This is a genomic window from Pseudomonas sp. 18.1.10 (assembly GCF_024655625.1).
Classification (GTDB): Bacteria; Pseudomonadota; Gammaproteobacteria; order Pseudomonadales; family Pseudomonadaceae; genus Aquipseudomonas.
Genome location: NZ_JANLGL010000047.1, coordinates 1 through 18,664, shown reverse-complemented (window position 1 = coordinate 18,664; position 18,664 = coordinate 1). Strand labels below are relative to the sequence as shown.

Annotated in this window: 15 protein-coding genes; 4 read left to right on the top strand and 11 right to left on the bottom strand. The window is 61.8% G+C overall.

Annotated elements, in window-relative coordinates:
* Positions 1 to 9: 9 nt before the first annotated feature.
* From NUV89_RS10920 to pmbA, 3 genes are all read right to left on the bottom strand, one after another.
* The gene (locus NUV89_RS10920; RefSeq protein ID WP_257781301.1) at positions 10 to 1,386 is read right to left on the bottom strand and encodes a lyase family protein; all 1,377 of its coding nucleotides are present in this window, start codon (positions 1,384 to 1,386) and stop codon (positions 10 to 12) included.
* The gene (locus NUV89_RS10915) at positions 1,379 to 1,774 is read right to left on the bottom strand and encodes a FagA protein (protein ID WP_257781300.1); all 396 of its coding nucleotides are present in this window, start codon (positions 1,772 to 1,774) and stop codon (positions 1,379 to 1,381) included. The genes NUV89_RS10920 and NUV89_RS10915 overlap by 8 nt, the downstream gene beginning before the upstream one ends.
* 150 nt (positions 1,775 to 1,924) lie before the next feature.
* Positions 1,925 to 3,271: a metalloprotease PmbA gene (gene pmbA, locus NUV89_RS10910; protein ID WP_257781299.1), complete on the bottom strand. Its 1,347-nt coding sequence runs from the start codon at positions 3,269 to 3,271 to the stop codon at positions 1,925 to 1,927.
* A 108-nt stretch (positions 3,272 to 3,379) separates the two neighbouring features.
* Between pmbA and yjgA the strand changes: the two genes are divergently transcribed.
* Positions 3,380 to 3,901 (top strand): ribosome biogenesis factor YjgA, encoded by a 522-nt coding sequence (gene yjgA, locus NUV89_RS10905; protein ID WP_017738766.1) that lies wholly within the window; start codon positions 3,380 to 3,382, stop codon positions 3,899 to 3,901.
* Between the two features lie 48 nt (positions 3,902 to 3,949).
* Here the strand turns inward: yjgA and tldD are convergent, their stop codons facing one another.
* The 8 genes from tldD to mreB all read right to left on the bottom strand — a co-directional run bounded on the left by tldD (position 3,950) and on the right by mreB (position 15,134).
* Entirely contained in the window at positions 3,950 to 5,392 is a 1,443-nt protein-coding gene (gene tldD, locus NUV89_RS10900) for a metalloprotease TldD (protein WP_257781298.1), read from the bottom strand.
* A 16-nt stretch (positions 5,393 to 5,408) separates the two neighbouring features.
* On the bottom strand, positions 5,409 to 6,257 hold the full coding sequence (locus NUV89_RS10895) for a carbon-nitrogen hydrolase family protein (RefSeq protein WP_257781297.1): 849 nt from the start codon (positions 6,255 to 6,257) through the stop codon (positions 5,409 to 5,411).
* Positions 6,258 to 6,305: 48 nt separating this feature from the next.
* Positions 6,306 to 10,121 (bottom strand): YhdP family protein, encoded by a 3,816-nt coding sequence (locus tag NUV89_RS10890; RefSeq protein WP_257781296.1) that lies wholly within the window; start codon positions 10,119 to 10,121, stop codon positions 6,306 to 6,308.
* A 42-nt stretch (positions 10,122 to 10,163) separates the two neighbouring features.
* A complete protein-coding gene (gene rng, locus NUV89_RS10885) occupies positions 10,164 to 11,621 on the bottom strand; it encodes a ribonuclease G (protein ID WP_078740732.1) in 1,458 nt (485 codons plus the stop codon).
* Between the two features lie 70 nt (positions 11,622 to 11,691).
* Positions 11,692 to 12,288, bottom strand: a complete 597-nt coding sequence (locus NUV89_RS10880; protein ID WP_257781295.1) for a nucleoside triphosphate pyrophosphatase — start codon at positions 12,286 to 12,288, stop codon at positions 11,692 to 11,694.
* Positions 12,289 to 12,338: 50 nt separating this feature from the next.
* Positions 12,339 to 12,827 (bottom strand): rod shape-determining protein MreD, encoded by a 489-nt coding sequence (mreD, locus tag NUV89_RS10875; RefSeq protein ID WP_017738772.1) that lies wholly within the window; start codon positions 12,825 to 12,827, stop codon positions 12,339 to 12,341.
* Positions 12,827 to 13,957: a rod shape-determining protein MreC gene (mreC, locus tag NUV89_RS10870; protein WP_257781310.1), complete on the bottom strand. Its 1,131-nt coding sequence runs from the start codon at positions 13,955 to 13,957 to the stop codon at positions 12,827 to 12,829. Before mreC ends, mreD begins: the two co-directional genes overlap by 1 nt.
* Before the next feature lie 139 nt (positions 13,958 to 14,096).
* Entirely contained in the window at positions 14,097 to 15,134 is a 1,038-nt protein-coding gene (mreB, locus tag NUV89_RS10865; protein ID WP_002555108.1) for a rod shape-determining protein MreB, read from the bottom strand.
* Between the two features lie 210 nt (positions 15,135 to 15,344).
* Between mreB and gatC the strand changes: the two genes are divergently transcribed.
* The 3 genes from gatC to gatB are packed head-to-tail and all read left to right on the top strand — an operon-like array spanning position 15,345 to position 18,556.
* Positions 15,345 to 15,632 (top strand): Asp-tRNA(Asn)/Glu-tRNA(Gln) amidotransferase subunit GatC, encoded by a 288-nt coding sequence (gene gatC / locus NUV89_RS10860; RefSeq protein WP_017738774.1) that lies wholly within the window; start codon positions 15,345 to 15,347, stop codon positions 15,630 to 15,632.
* A 16-nt stretch (positions 15,633 to 15,648) separates the two neighbouring features.
* Complete coding sequence (gatA, locus tag NUV89_RS10855; protein WP_257781294.1) at positions 15,649 to 17,100, top strand: Asp-tRNA(Asn)/Glu-tRNA(Gln) amidotransferase subunit GatA; 1,452 nt, start codon at positions 15,649 to 15,651, stop codon at positions 17,098 to 17,100.
* Between the two features lie 10 nt (positions 17,101 to 17,110).
* Positions 17,111 to 18,556 carry an Asp-tRNA(Asn)/Glu-tRNA(Gln) amidotransferase subunit GatB gene (gatB, locus tag NUV89_RS10850; RefSeq protein ID WP_017738776.1) on the top strand — a complete coding sequence of 482 codons (1,446 nt, stop codon included), beginning with the start codon at positions 17,111 to 17,113 and terminating at the stop codon, positions 18,554 to 18,556.
* Positions 18,557 to 18,664 lie beyond the last annotated feature (108 nt).

The following is an 18,664-nucleotide window of genomic DNA, read 5'->3' as shown; positions in this document are numbered from 1 at the left end:
GGTCGGTGATTACACGCCGCCGGCCGTGAGCTTTTCCGGGTCCAGCAGGACTTCCAGTTGGCTGCGGGGCAAGTCGGTGTGCTCAAGCGCCACATCGATCACCGGGCGGCCTTGTTGATAGGCTTTCTTGGCGATTTCAGCGGCCTTTTGGTAGCCAATGATCGGGTTGAGTGCGGTGACCAGGATCGGGTTGCGCGACAGCGCCTCCTTGAGCTTGGCTTCGTTGACCTTGAAGGTGGCGATGGCCTTGTCCGCCAGCAAGCGGCTGGAATTGGCCAGCAGTTCGAGGCTGCCGAGCAGGTTCTGGGCGATGATCGGCAGCATCACGTTCAGCTCGAAGTTGCCGGATTGGCCTGCAACGGTGATGACCGTGTCATTGCCGATGACTTGGGCGGCGACCATCGCGGTGGCTTCCGGGATCACCGGATTGACCTTGCCCGGCATGATCGAAGAGCCCGGCTGCAGGCCTTCCAGCTCGATTTCACCCAGGCCCGCGAGTGGGCCGGAGTTCATCCAGCGCAGGTCGTTGGCAATCTTCATCAGCGACACGGCGGTGGCTTTCAACTGGCCGGAGACGGCGACGGCAGTGTCCTGGGAGCCAATCAGCGCAAACAGGTTCTTGCCCGGCGTGAAGGTCACGTCGGTCAGGCTGCTCAACTGCTGGCTGAAGCGCGCGGCGAATTCCGGGTGGGCGTTGATCCCGGTGCCGACCGCCGTGCCGCCCTGGGCCAAGGCCTGCAAGCTCGGGAGCAAATCCTGCAAGTGACCGATGTTGGCCTTGAGTTGTTGTGCCCAGCCATTGAGTACCTGGCTCATGCGCACCGGCATGGCGTCCATCAGATGCGTGCGGCCGGTCTTGATGAACGGGTGGACTTCCTCGGCCTTGCGCTCAATCACCTGCACCAGGTGCAGCAACGCCGGCAGGGTTTGCTCGTGCAGGACCAGCGCAGCGCTGACGTGGATGGTGGTCGGAATGATGTCGTTGCTGCTTTGGCCGCAGTTCACGTGGTCATTGGGGTTGACCGCCTCGCCCAGCAAACGGCTGGCCAGGGTCGCGATCACTTCGTTGGCGTTCATGTTGGAGCTGGTGCCGGAGCCGGTCTGGAAAATATCCACCGGGAAGTGCTGCATGAAGTCGCCTTCGAGCAAGCCCTGGGCGGCATCGACGATGGCCTTGCCCTGCCCTTCGGTGATTTGCTTGAGGTCGACGTTGGCCTTGGCCGCGGCGGCCTTGGCGAGGATCAGGGCGCGAATGAATTGCGCGGGCATACGCTGATGGCTGATCGGGAAGTTGTTCACCGCGCGCTGGGTTTGTGCGCCATACAAGGCCTCGGCCGGCACTTGCAGTTCGCCCATGCTGTCGCGTTCGATACGGGTGTTACTCATCGTTAGATCCTTGCACCAGGTCAGAAACAGAAATCGAGGGCAGCAATTCGCAGGTCGCCAATCGCCACGCGAAGCTCTGCCAACGCTTGAGGCGGCAGGCACAGTGAGAGAGTTTTTCCAGGTCACGCAGGGGCCGCCAGGCCTGGTCCAGGCACATGGAGCGCCAATGCCAAGGCAGCGCGATGTCGCTGGCGGTGTCGAGCAGCAGGCGGAATGAGGTTTCAGCGATCGTCCACGGATGGGTCGCGGTGCAGCACGCCAGGTAGCGACCCTCGTTGAGGTAGTGCTCGATCAGGCGCGGCTCGTCGGGGTTGAGGCCGCAGCGAATCTGTCGACTCATCCAGCGCCAGCTCTCCAGGTAAGGATCCTCATGCAGGACTGAACTCATGATCCACACTCATCCGGTAATGATATTTATTATTAAATGATATTGAGAATCAAAACAAGAGTGACAGATTAATCTGCCTGCAACGCAGCCACAAAAAAAGGCGCGCCATCGTTGAGATGGCGCGCCTTTTTAGATGAAGCGTCGGTGGGATCAGCTGCCGGCGACTGTCATCCGCTCGATCAGCACCGAGCCGGTGCGAATGTTGCTGCGCAGTTCCAGATCGTTACCGACCGCGACAATTTGCTTGAACATGTCGCGCATATTGCCGGCGATGGTCACTTCCTGGACGGCGAACTGGATCTCGCCGTTTTCCACCCAGAAGCCCGCCGCCCCCCGGGAGTAATCACCGGTCACCATGTTCAGGCCATGGCCCATCAACTCCGTCACCAGCAGGCCACGCCCCATGCGACGCAGCAACGCCGCCTGGTCTTCATCGCCATGGGTGACGAACAGGTTGTGCACACCACCGGAGTTGGCCGTGCTTGGCAGGCCGAGCTTGCGGCCGGAGTACGTCCCCAGCACATAGGACACCAACTCGCCGTTTTCGACGAACGGTTTGGCATAGGTCGCCAGGCCATCGCCGTCAAACGCCGAGCTACCCATGGCGCGCATCAGGTGCGGACGCTCATCGAGGGTCAACCACTCCGGGAACAGCTTCTGCCCGATAGCGCCCTCGAGGAACGACGACTTGCGGTACAGGTTGCCGCCGGAAATCGCGCTGAGGAAACTGCCGAACAAACCACCGGCCAACTCTGCCGAAAACAGCACCGGCACTTCGCACGTTGGCACCGGGCGCGCGCCCAAGCGGCTGGCGGCACGTTGCGCGGCACGCTGGCCAATGCTGGCCGGGTCCGCCAGCAACTCGCCCTGGCGGCTTACGTCGTACCAGTAGTCGCGCTGCATCTGGCCGTTGGCTTCAGCGATCATCACGCAGCTCAAGCTATGGCGGGTGGAGGCATAACCGCCGACAAAACCGTGGCTGTTGCCGTACACGCGGCAACCTTGATGCGTGCTCAACGTGGTGCCATCGGCGTTCTTGATGCGGGCATCTGCATCGAACGCGGCGGCTTCGCAGGTCAGTGCCAACTCAATGGCCTGCTCCGGGGTGATGTCCCATTCATGGAACAGGTCGAAGTCCTTCAAGTCCTTGGCCATCAGCGCCTTGTCGGCCAAGCCCGAGCTTTCATCCTCGGAGGTGTGCTTGGCAATCGCCAACGCGGCGGCGACGGTCTCGCGAATCGCTTCCGGGCCGCTGGCCGAAGTACTGGCCGAACCTTTGCGCTGCCCCACGTAGAGGGTGATGCCAAAGCCCTGGTCACGGTTGAACTCAACGGTTTCCACTTCGCGCTGACGTACCGACGTCGACAACCCCTGCTCCAGCGACACGGCCACTTCACAGGCACTGGCCCCCTGGCGCTTGGCCTCGGCAAGGATCTGCTCGACTTGTTCCTGCAGTGCCGGTAACGCTTGCGGACCGACGCTTTGGGCTGCACTCATGGTTTTCTCCACTCAAATTCTGCTTTCGGTTAAGGCCATCGAGCGACCGGGCCGGACAAGCGGCCCCCGACTGGTTATCATGGCGGCGTTTCTTTGCGGACTGCCACCATGGTTGATTCTTACGACGACTCCCTCGATGGGGAGAAAAGCAAAACCCAGGTCAAACGTGAGCTGCATGCTCTGGTTGACCTTGGCGAGCGCCTTACAACGCTCAAGAAAGACTTGATTGCCAAACTGCCCCTGACCGACGAAATGCGCCGGGCGCTGGCGGATGCACCCAAGCACACCGCGAATATCGCGCGTAAACGGCACATCATGTTTATCGGCAAGCTGATGCGCGATCAGGACACTGACGCCATTCTCGCCCTGCTCGATCAAACCGATGCCTCCACTCGCCAGTACAACGAACGCTTCCATAACCTGGAACGTTGGCGTGACCGCCTGATCGCGGGCGATGACGCCGTGCTGGAGAAATTCGTGCTGGACTACCCGGACGCGGACCGCCAGCAACTGCGCTCCCTGATCCGCCAAGCCCAACATGAGCAGGCGCATAACAAGGCGCCAGCCACCAGCCGTAAAATCTTCAAGTACATCCGTGAGCTGGACGAGACTCAACGCGGTCTGCGCTGATCCTCTTCCCCGGGTGGCGAACCTTCGCCACCCGAAGCTCCATCCTTCCTACGAGCCCGTGCCACCCACGGTGATCGCATCAATTTTCAGCGTTGGCTGGCCGACACCCACCGGCACCGACTGCCCATCCTTGCCGCACGTGCCCACGCCGCTGTCCAGCGACAGGTCGTTACCGACCATCGAAACCTTGCTCATGGCTTCCGGCCCGTTGCCAATCAACGTTGCGCCTTTGACCGGCGCGGTAATCTTGCCGTCTTCGATCAGGTACGCCTCGCTGGTGGAGAACACGAACTTGCCGCTGGTGATATCCACCTGGCCGCCGCCAAGGTTCGCGCAGTAGATCCCGCGTTTCACCGAAGCGATGATCTCCGCCGGGTCGCTTTCGCCGGCGAGCATGTAGGTGTTGGTCATGCGCGGCATCGGCAGGTGCGCGTAGGACTCGCGACGACCGTTGCCGGTGCGCGCAACGCCCATCAGGCGTGCGTTGAGCTTGTCTTGCATATAGCCCTTGAGCACGCCGTTTTCGATCAGCGTGGTGCACTCGGTCGGCGTACCTTCATCGTCCACACTCAGCGAGCCACGTCGGCCAGCCAACGTGCCGTCATCAACAATGGTGCACAGCTTGGACGCAACCCTCTCGCCCATGCGCCCGCTGTAGGCGGAACTGCCCTTGCGGTTGAAGTCGCCTTCCAGGCCATGGCCCACGGCTTCGTGCAGCAGCACGCCGGACCAACCCGAGCCCAACACCACCGGCAACGTACCGGCCGGCGCCGGAATGGCTTCCAGGTTGACCAGGGCCTGGCGCAGCGCTTCACGGGCATACCCCATGGCGCGGTCATCGCTGAGGAAATAACGGTAGTCGGTACGCCCGCCGCCGCCATGTCCGCCGCGCTCACGGCGGCCGTTCTGCTCGACGATCACACTGACATTGAAACGCACCAGCGGCCGCACATCCGCCGCCAGGCTGCCGTCGGTGGACGCCACCAGGATGCGTTCCCACACACCGGCCATGCTCACGGTGACTTGCTGGATACGTGGATCAAGGGCGCGGGTTGCAGCGTCGACACGCTTGAGCAACTCGACCTTCTCCGCACGGCTGATGACTTCCAGCGGGTTATCCGGCCCATACAACTGCGCCACGTCCTGGGTGGTAAACGCCTGCACGGTGCCGTTCTGGCCCGCACGGGAGATCGAACGCGCCGCACGCGCCGCCAGGCCCAGGGCTTCCAGCGTGATGGCATTGCTGTAGGCAAAACCGGTTTTTTCACCGGATTGCGCGCGCACGCCTACACCCTGGTCCAGGTTGAAGCTGCCTTCCTTGACGATGCCGTCTTCGAGGGCCCAGGACTCGGAAATCTGCCCCTGGAAATACAGGTCGGCCGCGTCGATACCCGGCCCGGCCAGATCGCCGAGTACGGTTTGCAAGCTTTCGATGGTCACGCCACCGGGTGCCAGGAGGTGTTCACTGACTGAGGACAACAACTCGCTCATAGGTTTGGCCTTAAATTCATCGTTCCGAAGCAGGCCGCTGTGCGCCCTGCGAGAAAAAGCGCCGATGGTTGACCACCGGCATGCGCGCCCGTATCGACGCTTGTTCACTGCTGTCGCGTTCGGCCAACAACACCGCTTCGCCTTGATCCTGTTGTGTCAGCACACGCCCCCACGGGTCGACAATCGCTGCGTGGCCGTAGGTTTCCCGTGGCCCCGGATGCACACCGCCCTGGGCCGCCGCCAGCAGGTAGCACTGGGTTTCGATGGCGCGCGCGCGAATCAGCACGTCCCAGTGCGCGGCGCCGGTCACCGCGGTGAAGGCCGACGGCGCGGTAATCAGTTCAGCCCCCGCCGCCCGTAATTCACTGTACAGCTCGGGGAAGCGCAGGTCATAACACACCGTCAGGCCCAAGCGCCCCACCGGCGTATCCGCCACCACCACATTGCTCCCGAAAGCATAGTCGTCGGATTCGCGATAACGACCGCGCGCATCGGCAACATCCACATCAAACAGGTGCAGCTTGTCGTAACGGGCAACGATTTCGCCGCGGTCATCGACCAGCAGCGAGCAGGCGTTGGACTTGGCGTCCGGCTGATCCTTGGGCGGCAACGGCAAGGTGCCGGCCACTATCCATAAGGTGAGGTCGCGGGCGGTCTGTTTCAACCACGGCAGGATCGGGCCTTCGCCCAACGCCTCGGCGCGGCCGATGTCGGCCACATCACGGCGGCCCATGGCGGCGAAATTTTCCGGCAGCACGGCCAGCTTCGCACCGCCCGCCGCCGCTTGCTCAAGCAGGCGCCGGGCCTGGGCCAGATTGGCCAGCACATCGCTCTGGCTGACCATTTGAATTACCGCAAAGGACATGGGCCGACTCTCCGTAATGGGCGTGCGGCCATGCTACGCCACAGGCTCTCAGTTTGGCTTTTCAAATGGCTTGTCGAAGGTGATTTTCGGGTCCTTCCAGGGCCCTTCCACTTTGTATTGCACGCTGGCAAAGCGCGACACACGGTCACCGATCAGCTTGTCGATCAGGAACAACGCACCGCCAATCGCCGGCGCGCCCACGATCAGCGCGGCAATCGGCAAGTTGTTGGTGACCGGCAACGTCACCAGCAGCTTGGCGTCGACACGGTCAGCCACCAGGTCCAGGGTGCCGTTAAGCTCCAGGTTGGTCGATGGCCCGGTCATGGTGATCGGCTCGCGGGTGACAAATACGCCGTTGCTCGCCGCCAACAAACCCTTGACCCGGTCGTAGCTCAAGCCCTTGCCGAGCAAGTCGGAAAAGTCCAGGCGCAGCCGGCGGCCGATGGAGTTGAAGTTGAGCAGGCCAAACACGCGCAGCGCCTGGGCACCACCCTCCACCTCAACAAACTGGCCATCACGGAATGTCGCATTCAGGCTGCCGGAAAAACGCTTTGGCCCCACGTAGGCCGGCGAACCCGGCCAGCGACCATCCACGTCCAGATGGAAGTCCTTGCTCGTCACGGTCGGCGCATAACCCCAGCCCTTGAGCACATCGCCGATATTCTTGCCGTCCAGGCGTCCCTTGTACCAACTGCTGCTGGTCCCCGGCGCGCCTTCCCAGCCGCCGTCGCCCTTGAGCTGCATGCCCTTGAGACCCAGGTCCAGGTTATTGAAGGTCAGGCCCTTGGTCGTCGGGCGGATCTTCAGCGACCAGGCACCGATCAGGTCCGGCCCCTGGAACAGTTGATCTATGGCGATATCCAGCGCGGGAATGTCCTTGGGATCGATGTCGGCCAAGGGGTCCGGCGCGTTTTCGTCGGCCTGGACACTCGGGTCCACCGCCGGCAATTTCACGTATTGCAGGTTGATCGCAATCGGCGCGGCCTTGGCGTCCGGCAGGTTGACGCTGCCCTTGGCCTGCTGGCTGTCGAGCTGCAAGGCCCAGGCGGCGGGCTTGCGGTCCAGCTGCAGTTTGACCTGGTCGAACCGGGTGCCAAAACCGGTCAGCTTACCGACCTTGAAGTCGGCGCCACTGAGCAACTGCTTGGCGCTACCGCCCGGGTCATTGCCGGCATAACGGTCGACGAGTTTTTTCCACGGGTCGATGTCCAGCTCCGACAAGACCCCGCGAATGCGCAAGCCTTTGACCGTGGGCAGCAGCGCATCGCCATCACCGAGGAACAGCTCGCCACGGCCTTCGTTGAACTTGTCCGGCGGCGCGGCAAAGGTGAAATTCGCCAACTCGCCATAGTCGAACCAGTAGCGCCGCTCATTGCCCTGCAGGGTCATGCGGAACACGCTGTCACGCCCCTGGCTGGCCGGCATGCCGAAAGGGGCCGGCAAATCCACCGCTACGCCCTTGAGGTTGGAGCTGACCATCAGCTGGCTGTCGGCCCCATCCAGGTTCAGTTGCAACTGGTAAGGAATGTCGCCGGACACTGGCAACGGCTGGCTGACTTTCAACCAGTCCGTCAGTCGCTTGACCGTCACCTGGCCCCTGGCCGTCACTCGGGTGCTGATTTTTCCAGGCTTGCCGTCGGCAAAGATCTGCGCGCTGATCGGTCGGTCAAACGCCTGGGCGGTGATGTTCTGGCCGCTGAGGCCCTTGGCACTGTCGAAACGGAAATCGCCCTTGAGCTGGGTCAGGTCCAGTGTGGGCTCGGCCAGTTGCAGGCGCGCCTTGTCGGTCTTGAAGTCCACCACGATTTTCGGCTCGGTGCCCTTGGCCAGCGGCACATCCAGGTCCAGGCTGCCTTGCAGGTCGCCCTCGCCCTTCCAGCCGGCAAAGGTTGCAGCCGTACCAATCGGCGCTTCCTGCAAGATCTTCAGGCCATCGCCCAAGCCACCGGCGAAACCACCGGTGAGCAGCAAATGGCTGTCCTTGCCAGCAGGCGCATGGGGAATATTGACGTAGATATCCTTGACCTTGGTGTCGAGCAACTGCCCCTTGCTGGCGAGGATGCGCACGCCGCTTTCCTCGACAAACACTTCGCCCTTGACCTTGCTCACATGGGGCCAGCCCGGCTGGAACGCCAGCTCGGCGTCATGCACCTTGAAGAACAGGCTGATATTGCGCGAGGCCGGCAATGCGTCGTGGTTCAGCGAGCCCTGGTACTGGAAGAAACCCTCGTCAACCGCGCCCTTGAGAATCGCCGTACGCAGCCATTCATCCAGCGCCGGGCTCAACACCGCCGGCAGGTATTTGGGGGTGAAGCGCCCATCGCCATCGACCATGCCGACCCGCAGGTCCATGTAGTCTTCCTGGCTGTGGTCAAAATGCAGGCGGATCAGGAAGTCGGCGGCGACCTTGCCTTCTTCGCCCAGCACCTTGATATACGGCGCGATCAGGGTGAAGCCTTCTTTATCCAGCTTCCAAGTCAGCCGGGCATTGGCCTGGATGTACTGCCAGGGCTTGGCGAAGATCGGATCGAGGTGCAGGGAGAAATCCTTGCTGTCCATGCGCAACTCGCCATGGCCCAGGTCACCGCTGATGCTGCCGGAAACGTTACGCGCCGCCGGTGCGCCGAAGTAGGCATCAAAACCGACACGCTCGAGGTTGGCGGCAAAACTGACTTTTTGATCCGTGGTGTCCTGGGGGCGGAAGTCCACCAGCACATTGCGCAGCAGGCCCGTGGCCTTCAAGTGTTCGATGGTTTTGGCAAACCCCTCTGGTAGCGGTGCCAGGGCATTCAACAGCGGCGTGATGGGGGTCAGGTCCAGGCGGTCGGCCTGGAGTTTCCAGGTTTCCTGGTCCTTGTCGGTGGCTAGGCTCTGCTGCAATTGCAGGCGCGATTCCCAGCGGGTCTCCCCGAGGTTCATCGCCAGCGAGTCGAACACCACTTTGAGGCCCGTATCACTGCGTTGCAGGTAGGCGTTGAGCGCAAGGTTTTCAATGTGCACCGGCTTGCGCTCGGCGTAGCTGCCCTTCACCTGTGGCGAGTTGAGGCGCACCACCGCACTTTGCACGGTGCCCTTGGCCCAGGTCAGCCAGAATTCGCCACCGGCCTTGAATTGGCTGAGTTTCCACTGCTGCGTCAGCCGGGCAGGAATCCACTTGGCCCAGTCGCTCTGCGGCAGGCTCAAGTAGGCCTGGACTTCGCCGTCCTGCCATTGGCTGGCGCGAATCCGCGTGCGCACACTCAACGCCAGGGGCTGGCCGTCGGGCAGGGTCAGGCGCGCGTCCAGGCGTTGGCGGGTGATGCCGGTATGCAGGCTCAGGCCGACGTAGGTCAGGGTCAACGGTGGCTGGTCGAAGGGTTGCAAGGTGACCTGGCTGTCGAGCAACGACAAGCGCTTGACCATCTGCATGCGCTGCAGCAATTGCTGCGGGTCCAGCGGTTGCTCATCCTGCACCGGCAGGCCTTGCAGCGCCCAGTGGCCGTCCTTGTCTTCCTTGACGCTCAGTTGCAGGCCGCTGACTTCCAGGTGGGCGATGCGCACTTCACGGGCCATCAGGCTGGCCCAGACATCCGGCACCACTTCGACCTGGTCCAGGCGCAAGGCACTGCTGCCCTCGCCCACCATGACGTCGTGGGCCAAGAGTACAGGCGCAAAGCCGCTCCAGCGGCCTTCGAGGCTGCCAATGTGCAGGGGCATGTCCACTGCCGCCTGGGCCTTGGCTTCGACTTCGGCACGGTATTCGGCCACCAGCGGGGTCAATTCGCGACCCAGGCTCACATACACCGCCGCCAGGACCAGCAACAGCGCACAGAGGCCCAGGCCCCAACGGGTCAAAGCGGCAAAAAAGCGTATCAGACGCTCCATGTCAGGCGACCCTCAAGGCAGTAAATAGAAAGCGAATGGGGATCAGAGCAGCACCACGTCGTATTGTTCCTGGGAATACATGGTTTCCACCTGGAAACGAATCGTGCGCCCGATAAACCCCTCCAATTCCGCGACGTTGCCGGACTCTTCATCCAGCAGTCGATCGACCACTTTCTGGTTGGCAAGCACTCTATAACCTTCGGCCTGGTAGGCTCGCGCCTCTCGTAAGATTTCCCGGAAAATCTCGTAGCAAACCGTTTCCGGGGTCTTCAACTTACCGCGTCCCTGGCAACTGCTGCACGGCTCGCACAGCACTTGCTCAAGGCTTTCGCGGGTGCGCTTGCGGGTCATCTGCACCAGGCCCAGCTCGGTGATGCCGATGATATTGGTCTTGGCGTGATCGCGCTCCAGCTGCTTCTCCAAGGTGCGCAGCACCTGGCGCTGGTGCTCTTCATCTTCCATGTCGATGAAGTCGATGATGATGATGCCGCCCAGGTTGCGCAGGCGCAGCTGACGGGCAATCGCGGTGGCGGCTTCGAGGTTGGTCTTGAAGATGGTTTCTTCGAGGTTGCGATGCCCGACGAACGCGCCGGTGTTCACGTCGATGGTGGTCATGGCTTCCGCCGGGTCCACCACCAGGTAGCCACCGGACTTAAGTGGCACTTTGCGTTCCAGGGCTTTCTGGATTTCGTCTTCGACGCCGTACAGGTCAAAGATCGGCCGCTCACCCGGGTAATGCTCCAGGCGATCAGCAATTTCCGGCATCAGCTCGGCAACAAATTGCGTGGTGCGCTGGAAGGTTTCCCGCGAGTCGATGCGAATTTTCTCAATCTTCGGGCTGACCAGGTCACGCAGCGTGCGCAGGGCCAGGCCGAGGTCTTCATAGATCACACTCGGCGCGCCGATGGTCTTGATCTGTGCGCCAATCTGGTCCCACAGGCGTCGCAGGTAGCGAATGTCCATGAGGATTTCATCGCCACCAGCACCTTCGGCGGCCGTGCGCAGGATAAACCCGCCGGCTTCCTTGATGCCTTCGGCGGCCACGCAGTCGCTGACTACCTTTTTCAGGCGCTCACGCTCGGCTTCGTCTTCGATCTTAAGGGAAATGCCGACATGGGCGGTACGCGGCATGTACACCAGGTAGCGCGACGGAATCGACAGTTGCGTGGTCAGGCGTGCGCCTTTGGAACCGATGGGGTCCTTGGTGACTTGCACCACCAGGCTCTGCCCTTCATGCACCAGGGCGCTGATGCTTTCCACAGCAGGGCCTTCGCGCAGGGAAATTTCCGAGGCATGGATAAATGCGGCACGATCCAGGCCGATATCGACGAATGCCGCCTGCATCCCCGGCAGTACGCGTACCACCTTGCCTTTGTAGATATTGCCGACGATCCCGCGCTTTTGGGTACGCTCGACGTGCACTTCTTGCAGAACACCGTTCTCTACCACCGCCACGCGCGATTCCATCGGCGTGATATTGATCAGAATCTCTTCACTCATGGCTGGGTCTCGTTCAGGCGTTTTCACAATAGTGACCGATCGCTTATGGCTGGGCGCTGGAGTAAGGCGTTCAGCGCGCGGTAAGGTTTTGCCAACAGGGTATGCCGAATTGGTCGAGCAGTTGCGCGGTTTCGCACACCGGCAGGCCTACCACGGCGGAATAGCTGCCATTGAGCCCGGCGACAAACACCGATCCAAGCCCTTGAATAGCATAGCCGCCTGCCTTGTCCTGGGGTTCGCCACTGTGCCAGTAGGTTGTAGCTTCCTCGACAGTAATAGCGCGAAAACGTACACGACTGCTTACACAAACGGTTTCGCAACGCTGGCCGTCGGTGAGCGAAATGGCGGTGAGGACTTCATGTTCACGCCCCGCCAGGGCCATCAACATCGCCAGCGCATCCGCCTGATCCACCGGTTTACCGAGGATCTTGCCGTCCACGATCACCGCCGTGTCAGCGCCTAGCACGCAGGCGCCGCAGGTGTTTGCAAGCGCAGCCAAACCCGACGCTGCCTTGCCGCGCGCAAGACGCTCGACGTAGGAAACGGCGGATTCATTTGTAAGAGGGGTTTCATCAATGGCGGCGCTGACAGCGGTGAAAGGCACACCGATCTGGGCCAGCAGTTCACGCCGCCTCGGAGAGCCCGAGGCCAGATAAAGCGAATTCATGCAGACTCTCCCTGTAGGGCTCGATAACCAGGCAGAGCCTCGCAATCCATTCAATTGATTTTATAGCGACGACGTAACCCACGCAGGCCAAAACTGATCCATGGCCATAGCAGCGCACTCACCAACGCCGGCAGCACCAACGCCAGGGTCGGCTGGCGATTGCCGGTCAAGGCGCTGAGCCACAACTGTACAAGCTGCGCCAGGCCGAAGATCACGAGGATCACCAGGCACTGCTGCCACATCGGGAACATCCGCAAACGCTGCTGCAACGACAGCACCAGGAACGTGATCAGCGTGAGGATCAGCGCGTTCTGGCCCAGCAAGGTGCCATACAGCACATCTTCCGCCAAGCCCAGAAACAGCGCGGTGACCATGCCGATTTTATGCGGCAGGTTCAGCGCCCAGAACGCCAGCAGCAATGCCAGCCACAGCGGGCGCAGGATTTCCATGAATTGCGGCAAGGGTGAAACGCTGAGCAGCAAGCCGACCGCGAAGGTCAGCCAGACGATCCAGCCATTGCGCGAATGAGTACCGGCCATTATTCCTCCCTCTGCCGCGTGGTTGCCGGGGCCGTTGCCGCTGGGCGGGCAGCCGGGGCCGTGGCAGGCGGTTTAGTCGCCGGTGTTGCAGTGGCGGGCGCCGAAGCCGGTGGTTTGGTGGCCGCTGGCTTGACCGGGTGCGCAGCCGGCTTGACGGGCGTCGCAATAGGCGCGGGAACGGCCGCAGGTGTGGCCGGTACAGCAGCGGCAGGCTTGGGCACGGTCGCAGGCACAATCGGCGCGGTGCCGTTCTGCTTGTCTTCCGCTTCCTGGGCCTGGGCGGCCTCATTGGCGCGCTCTTCCGGCGTGCGGTTGTCGCTGAACACCAGCAGCAGGTAGCGGCTGCGGTTCAGGGCGGCAGTCGGCACGGCGCGGACGATGGCAAACGGCTGCCCGGAATCGTGGATCACTTCCTTGACCGTCGCCACCGGATAACCCGCCGGGAACCGCTGACCCAGGCCGGAGCTGACCAGCAGGTCGCCTTCCTTGATGTCGGCGGTATCGGCCACGTGGCGCAATTCCAGGCGCTCCGGGTTGCCGGTGCCGCTGGCAATCGCCCGCAAGCCGTTGCGGTTGACCTGCACCGGAATGCTGTGGGTGGTGTCCGTCAGCAGCAGTACCCGCGAGGTGTAGGGCATCAACTCGACCACCTGGCCCATCAGGCCACGGGCGTCGAGCACCGGCTGGCCAAGGACCACACCGTCGCGCTCACCCTTGTTGATGATGATGCGATGGGTGAACGGATTCGGGTCCATGCCGATCAACTCGGCGACTTCGACCTTTTCATTGACCAGCGCCGAGGAGTTGAGCAACTCGCGCAGCCGAACGTTCTGCTCGGTAAGGGCAGCGAGCTTTTGCATGCGCCCCTGCAACAGCAGGTTTTCAGTCTTGAGTTTTTCGTTCTCGGCGACCAGTTCGGTGCGGCTGCCAAATTGGCTGGCCACGCCCTGGTAGAGACGTTGCGGCAGGTCGGTGATCCAGTAGGTCTGCATCAACACCAGCGACATCTGGCTGCGCACGGGCTTGAGCAATGCAAAACGGGCATCGACCACCATCAGCGCGACCGAAAGCACGACCAGCACCAGCAGGCGCACGCCCAATGAGGGGCCTTTGGCAAAAAGCGGTTTAATAAGCCGCTCCTCCCAGGCAAATGTTTTCTTTATTCATACGGCTTCTAACCGGCCTGGATGCAGATTGAAGAAGATAAACGCCAACAGGCAGCACTGCAAAGTGCTGCCTGTTGGCCAAGCATGTTCCGCTCAACGCAGCTTATTCGCTGGAGAGCAGGTCCATGGTGTGTTTATCCATCATTTCCAGTGCACGACCACCGCCACGGGCAACGCAGGTCAGCGGGTCTTCGGCGACGATCACCGGCAGGCCAGTCTCTTGGGCCAGCAGCTTGTCGAGGTCGCGCAGCAAGGCGCCACCACCGGTCAGCACCAGGCCACGCTCGGCGATGTCGGACGCCAGTTCCGGCGGCGATTGCTCCAGGGCGCTTTTCACAGCCTGAACGATGGTGGCCAGGGACTCTTGCAGAGCTTCCAGCACTTCATTGGAGTTCAGGGTGAAGGCACGTGGAACGCCTTCGGCCAGGTTGCGACCGCGCACATCGACTTCGCGCACTTCGCCGCCCGGGTAAGCGGTACCGATTTCCTGCTTGATGCGCTCTGCGGTGGATTCACCGATCAGGCTGCCGTAGTTGCGACGCACATAAGTAATGATCGCTTCGTCGAAGCGGTCGCCGCCCACGCGTACGGATTCGGCATACACCACACCGTTCAGGGAGATCAGGGCGATTTCAGTGGTACCACCACCGATATCCACCACCATCGAACCGCGGGCTTCTTCAACCGGCAGGCCGGCACCGATCGCAGCAGCCATTGGCTCTTCGATCAGGAACACTTCACGGGCACCGGCGCCAAGGGCCGATTCACGGATGGCGCGACGCTCCACCTGAGTGGACTTGCACGGAACGCAGATCAGCACACGAGGGCTGGGCTGCAGGAAACTGTTTTCGTGAACCTTGTTGATGAAGTACTGCAGCATCTTCTCGCAGACACTGAAGTCGGCGATCACGCCGTCTTTCATCGGACGAATGGCAGCAATATTGCCTGGTGTACGGCCGAGCATGCGCTTGGCCTCGGTGCCGACGGCAACGACACTTTTCTGATTACCATGGGTCCGAATGGCCACAACCGATGGCTCATTCAGGACGATACCGCGCTCGCGCACGTAAATAAGGGTGTTGGCAGTGCCCAGGTCAATGGAAAGATCGCTGGAAAACATGCCACGCAGTTTCTTGAACATGGGGAAAGGACCCTAGGCAACGCGTGGGTAAAAAAGTGCGGCAAACTCTAACAACGACAGGGATTTTGGGCAAGGCGCCAATGTGCTAAATTGGCCGACTTTCTACGCACCAACCCCCACAATCGCGGCCATATGACCGTAGAAATGCGGTAGTGTTCCGACAATCTAACACACGGACGCCCTCCGTTCTGTTTTCCACTGGAGAATCCCATGGCGCTTGACCGCTCCGACGTGGAAAAAATCGCTCACCTCGCCCACCTGGGCCTGGCTGAAGCCGATCTTCCACCGATTACCGCAGCCCTGAACAGCATTCTCGGGCTGGTTGACCAAATGCAGGCCGTGAATACCGACGGCATCGAGCCCCTGGCGCACCCGCTGGAAGCCAGCCAGCGCCTGCGCGCAGACGTCGTAACAGAAAGTAATAATCGCGAGGCCTACCAGTCCATCGCGCCAGCGGTCGAAAACGGCCTGTACCTGGTTCCGAAAGTCATCGACTAAAGGGAAAGAGCCTTTCATGCATCACATGACTCTGGCCGAGATCGCCCGCGGTCTCGCCGACAAAAAGTTTTCTTCCGAAGAGCTGACCAAGACCCTGCTGGCGCGTATCGCCGAGCACGATCCCAAGGTCAACAGCTTCATCAGCCTCACCGAAGAGCTGGCCCTGAGCCAGGCCAAGGCCGCCGACGCACGTCGCGCCAACGGTGAGAATGGTGCACTGCTGGGCGCTCCAATCGGCCACAAGGACTTGTTCTGCACCCAGGGCATTCGCACCAGTTGCGGCTCGAAGATGCTCGACAACTTCAAGGCGCCCTACGACGCCACCGTGGTGTCCAAGCTGGCTGCCGCCGGGGCCGTGACCCTGGGCAAGACCAACATGGACGAATTCGCCATGGGTTCGGCCAACGAATCGAGCTACTACGGCGCGGTGAAAAACCCGTGGAACCTGGAGCACGTGCCGGGCGGTTCGTCCGGTGGTTCGGCTGCCGCCGTGGCGGCGCGCTTCCTGCCAGCGGCCACCGCCACCGACACTGGCGGTTCGATCCGCCAGCCAGCGGCGTTCACCAACCTCACCGGCCTGAAGCCGACCTACGGTCGCGTTTCCCGCTGGGGCATGATCGCCTACGCGTCCAGCCTCGATCAGGGCGGCCCGTTGGCACGCACTGCCGAAGACTGCGCGATTTTGTTACAAGGCATGGCCGGGTTCGATAAACAGGACTCCACCAGCATCGACGAGCCGGTGCCGGACTACAGCGCCAGCCTCAACACCTCGATCAAGGGCCTGCGCATCGGCGTGCCGAAGGAATACTTCAGCGCCGGTCTCGACCCACGCATCGCCGAACGGGTGCACAACAGCGTCAAGGAGCTGGAAAAGCTCGGCGCCGTCATCAAGGAAATCAGCCTGCCGAACAATCAGCACGCGATTCCTGCCTACTACGTGATCGCACCGGCAGAAGCCTCGTCCAACCTGTCGCGTTTCGACGGCGTGCGCTTCGGCTACCGCTGCGAAAACCCGAAAGACCTCACCGACCTGTACAAACGTTCCCGTGGCGAAGGCTTCGGTGCCGAAGTACAACGGCGCATCATGGTCGGTGCCTACGCCCTGTCGGCCGGCTACTACGACGCGTACTACCTCAAGGCGCAAAAAATCCGTCGCCTGGTGAAGAACGACTTCATGGCAGCCTTTGAAGAAGTCGACGTGATCCTCGGCCCAACCACGCCAAACCCGGCCTGGAAGCTTGGCGCCAAGAATGGCGACCCGGTGGCTGCGTACCTCGAAGACCTGTACACCATCACCGCCAACCTCGCGGGCCTGCCGGGCTTGTCCATGCCTGCCGGTTTCGTCGATGGCCTGCCGGTCGGCGTGCAGTTGCTCGCCCCGTATTTCCAGGAAGGCCGCCTGCTCAATGTGGCGCACCAGTACCAGTTGCACACCGACTGGCACACCCGCACCCCTACCGGCTTCTGAGGAGAACACTATGCAATGGGAAGTCGTGATCGGGCTGGAGATTCATACCCAGCTCGCCACCCAATCGAAGATTTTCTCCGGTAGCGCCACCACGTTCGGCTCCGAGCCCAACACCCAGGCCAGCCTGGTCGACCTGGGCATGCCCGGCGTCTTGCCGGTGCTGAACCAGGAAGCGGTGCGCATGGCGGTGATGTTCGGCCTGGCGATTGACGCCGAGATCGGCCAGCACAACGTGTTCGCGCGCAAGAACTACTTCTACCCGGACCTGCCCAAGGGCTACCAGATCAGCCAGATGGAACTGCCGATCGTCGGCAAGGGCCACCTGGACATCCCCCTGGAAGACGGCACCATCAAGCGCGTCGGTGTGACCCGCGCGCACCTGGAAGAAGATGCCGGCAAGAGCCTGCATGAAGAATTTCCGGGCGCCACCGGTATCGACCTGAACCGCGCCGGCACGCCGCTGCTGGAGATCGTCTCCGAGCCGGACATGCGCAGCGCCAAGGAAGCCGTGGCCTACGTCAAGACCATCCACGCGCTGGTGCGCTACCTGGGCATCTGCGACGGCAACATGGCCGAAGGCTCGCTGCGTTGCGACTGCAACGTGTCGATCCGTCCAAAAGGCCAGGCCGAGTACGGCACCCGCTGCGAGATCAAGAACGTCAACTCGTTCCGCTTCATCGAGAAGGCGATCAACAGCGAAGTGCGTCGCCAGATCGAGCTGATCGAAGACGGCGGCAAGGTCATCCAGCAAACCCGCCTGTACGACCCGAACAAAGACGAAACCCGCGCCATGCGCAGCAAGGAGGAAGCCAACGACTACCGTTACTTCCCCGACCCGGACCTGTTGCCGGTGGTCATCGAGGACTCGTTCCTCAACGACGTGCGCGCCACCCTGCCGGAACTGCCGCAGCAGAAACGCGAGCGCTTCCAGGAGCAGTTCGGCCTGTCGGTCTACGATGCCAGCGTCCTGGCCTCCAGCCGCGAACAAGCCAACTACTTCGAAAAAGTCGTGAGCATTGCCGGTGACGCCAAGCTGGCGGCCAACTGGGTGATGGTTGAGCTGGGCAGCCTGTTGAACAAGCAGGGCCTGGAAATCGACGAAGCCCCGGTCACGGCCGAGCAACTGGGCGGCATGCTGCTGCGCATCAAGGACAACACCATCTCCGGCAAGATCGCCAAGACCGTGTTCGAAGCCATGGCCGCAGGCGAAGGCAACGCTGACGAGATCATCGACAAGCGTGGCCTCAAGCAAGTCACCGACAGCGGCGCGATCTCGGCCGTGCTGGATGAAATGCTCGCGGCCAACGCCGAGCAGGTCGAGCAATACCGCGCGGCAGACGAAGCCAAGCGCGGCAAGATGTTCGGCTTCTTTGTGGGCCAGGCGATGAAAGCCTCCAAAGGCAAGGCCAACCCGCAACAGGTGAACGAATTGCTGAAAAGCAAGCTCGAAGGCTGACAGCGATGAATGGTCCGGGTGGAGTCTCACATCCAACCCGGATCCCTTGTGGGAGCGGGCTTGCTCGCGAATGCGGTGGATCAGTAAATGAATGCTGAGCTGACACAC